Annotated in this window: 3 protein-coding genes and 1 pseudogene; 2 read left to right on the top strand and 2 right to left on the bottom strand. The window is 62.0% G+C overall.

Annotation, left to right across the window (positions count from 1 at the left end; genetic code table 11):
• Positions 1 to 201 precede the first annotated feature (201 nt).
• Positions 202 to 1,050 (top strand): SMP-30/gluconolactonase/LRE family protein, encoded by an 849-nt coding sequence (locus ACH2EI_RS05165; RefSeq protein ID WP_395159336.1) that lies wholly within the window; start codon positions 202 to 204, stop codon positions 1,048 to 1,050.
• Between the two features lie 236 nt (positions 1,051 to 1,286).
• Positions 1,287 to 1,784 carry a transposase gene (locus tag ACH2EI_RS05160; protein WP_395159334.1) on the top strand — a complete coding sequence of 166 codons (498 nt, stop codon included), beginning with the start codon at positions 1,287 to 1,289 and terminating at the stop codon, positions 1,782 to 1,784.
• A 63-nt stretch (positions 1,785 to 1,847) separates the two neighbouring features.
• On the opposite strand, the gene ACH2EI_RS05155 is transcribed toward ACH2EI_RS05160, so the two are convergent.
• Both ACH2EI_RS05155 and ACH2EI_RS05150 read right to left on the bottom strand, forming a co-directional pair.
• Positions 1,848 to 2,300 (bottom strand): VOC family protein, encoded by a 453-nt coding sequence (locus ACH2EI_RS05155; protein ID WP_395156340.1) that lies wholly within the window; start codon positions 2,298 to 2,300, stop codon positions 1,848 to 1,850.
• 128 nt (positions 2,301 to 2,428) lie between these two features.
• Positions 2,429 to 2,648: pseudogene (locus tag ACH2EI_RS05150) on the bottom strand (hypothetical protein); the annotation flags it as partial.

Genomic DNA, 2,648 nt, shown 5'->3' with positions numbered 1-2,648 from the left:
TGGCGGCTCTTGGATGCCGACGATGGGCATTGGTCGATCCATGCCGGAGCGTTCGATGACGCTGTCGGGCTGTCGACCGAGGCGATCTGGTACGCCGATCACGCTGCCGAGTACACCGCACTCGATCCGGCGCCACCGCACATCAACGCCGCTGACCTCTGACCACCGATCGATTCCAAGGAGCGAACTACTGTCGGCTGCATGACCTGGGAACTGGTGATCGACGGCATCGACTTCGGCGAAGGACCGCGTTGGCATGACGGAAAGTTCTGGTTCAGCGACTTCTTCCAGCAGACGATTTCGACGGTCGGCGCCGACGGAGTTCGGAAGGTGGAGGTCGAATACGAGGGCCGCCCATCGGGGCTCGACTGGCTGCCTGACGGGCGATTGGTGTTTGTGTCGATGGCTGACCGCAAGCTGATGCGCGTCGAACCGGATGGTTCCATCGTCGAGCACGCCGACCTCGGCGGTGTGGCCAACGGCCATTGCAACGACATGGTCATGGACGCTGTAGGCAACGCGTACGTCGGCAACTTCGGCTTCGACATGGAGGCTGGCGACGAGTTCGCCATGGCCTCGCTGGCGCTCGTGCGAGCCGATGGCTCCATCGAGATCGCCGCCACCGATCTCATGTTCCCGAACGGCTCGGTCATTGTCGACAACGGGAGGACGCTCATCGTCGGCGAGTCGTTCGGTGGGCAGTACACGGCCTGGGACATCAACGATGACGCCACGTTGACCAACCGGCGTATCTGGGCAAAAATCGAGGGCACTGCACCCGACGGGTGCACGGTCGATGCCGAGGGTGGCATCTGGTACTCCGATGCACTTGGCAAACAAGTCGTGCGAGTCCTCGAGGGCGGCGAGGTCACGCATCAGCTGGCAACCGAGGCCAACACGTACGCCTGCATGCTGGGCGGCGCCGACGGCAACCAGTTGTTCGCTCTCACCTGCGAAGACTCACACCCGTCCAAAGCAACGGGCACCGCCACCGGCAAGCTCTGGGTCACCACCGTCGACGTCAGTCGTAACACCACCGATCGCCCCTAACCGTCACACTCCGGTCACACCAAAGCGTGACCAAAGCGTGACCAAAGCGTGACCAAAGCGTGACGGCTTTGCGTCCATGATCGAGATGGCGTCTCGGGCTGTGACAGCTCATCTTCATGATGGCTGCATGAGCAGCAAGCGAGCGAGCGAGATACCTCGATGAGACCACCTGGCACCACGTCTACAACCGTGGAGCCGATGGGCAAGACATCTTCAGTCTTCATGGCGACCAGTCATTGTTCGAGAACTTGATCGGCGAAACCGTCACGGTGTGCGACGTGGAGGTCCACGCCTACGCCTTGATGAGTAACCACTTTCACTTCCTGATTCGTGACCCCAACGGAGAGCTGTCGGGGTTCATCCAGTACCTCGCCGGCCAATACGCAGCCGCTTACAACATCCGGACTCGGCGGCACGGTCCACTGTTCGAGGGGCGATTTTGCTCTGTGCCAATTCTCGACGAGCGTCACCTCATCATCGAGGCGCGCTACGTAGAGCGCAACCCACTGGCGTTCGTCACTCCATCGTGGTTGGCCGCGTATGCCCATTCCAGCCTTGGTGTCTCCATCGGCAAACGGCAAGGCCCGGCCTTGCTGACGACCGACGAGACCTCGCCGCGAGTCAGCGGAGTCGACTACCTCGACTTCGTTCTCGCCGATCACACCAGCGATACCGGCCCAGTCTTTCAGCGCCTCCACACCGCCGTCCATCACGCAATCCACCGGGCGACCTGATGTCACACTTTGGTCTGACCAGAGCGTGACAAATCCACCGACCGCCGCCTTGAACTGGACGCTTTACAGGACTGCCACGCCGTCCATTTCGCCGAGCGGCTCGTTGATCAGCTCGATGCGTTCACCGTCGGGGCCGCAACAGTAGAGCGAGCTGCCACCGACGATGAAGGTCTCGACACCGGCAGCTTCGAGCTTGCCCTTCAATCGATCCCAGTTGTCCGGCGGCACTGAGATGGCGAGGTGGTGGTGCCCGCCGAGCACCTCGGCGTAGTCCTTGAGTCCGAGTCCCGGGAAGTCGAAGAAGGCCAGGGCGTTGCTGTGGCCGATGTCGAAGAAGAAGTGGGTCGATCCCGCGTAGTCACGGTTCTCGAAGAGTTCGGTCAGCGGGAACTCCAGGAGCCCCTGGTAAAAGTCGATCGTCCGTTCGACGCTGCTGGAGATGAGCGCCTGATGATGCACGCCGCGGGCTGACGACGCCGGCCGATCGGCTGCTGGGAGGAGGTACCTCTGACGCATCGCGGCCCACTCGTCGACACGGTCGGGATGGTCACCGTCATGCGTCGACCCAAAGTGCGGTGATTCAGTTGCCATCGCAACAGTCTTCCCCGCCAACGTGCGCTTTACACGCCTGGAGTCTGAGCAATTCAGTACATCGAGCCGCTGGATCCGCCTACGTCGTTCCCGCGAGCGCGGTCGAGTTCGGCATCCATCCCCAGCTTCATCGCCTGAAGATCACCGGTGACGGTGACCATCCGGTAGCCGCGCTCAAGCCGATCGGGAGTCAGCGCACCGGTTGCATGAATGCCGGCGACGATCCCGCGTGCGTTGCAGCCTGCAGCGATCGTGTCGAGCGCTTCGAGGAAC

This window comes from Ilumatobacter sp., assembly GCF_041688325.1.
Taxonomy (GTDB): Bacteria; Actinomycetota; Acidimicrobiia; order Acidimicrobiales; family Ilumatobacteraceae; genus Ilumatobacter_A.
This window is presented reverse-complemented; position numbering and strand designations above follow the sequence as displayed.

What these genes read in the sequence shown, in the direction of transcription:
- ACH2EI_RS05165 (WP_395159336.1), top strand. Translation starts at nt 202, where the DNA reads ATGACCTGGGAACTGGTGATCGACGGCATCGACTTCGGCGAAGGACCG.
- ACH2EI_RS05155 (WP_395156340.1), bottom strand. Translation starts at nt 2,300, where the DNA reads ATGCGTCAGAGGTACCTCCTCCCAGCAGCCGATCGGCCGGCGTCGTCA.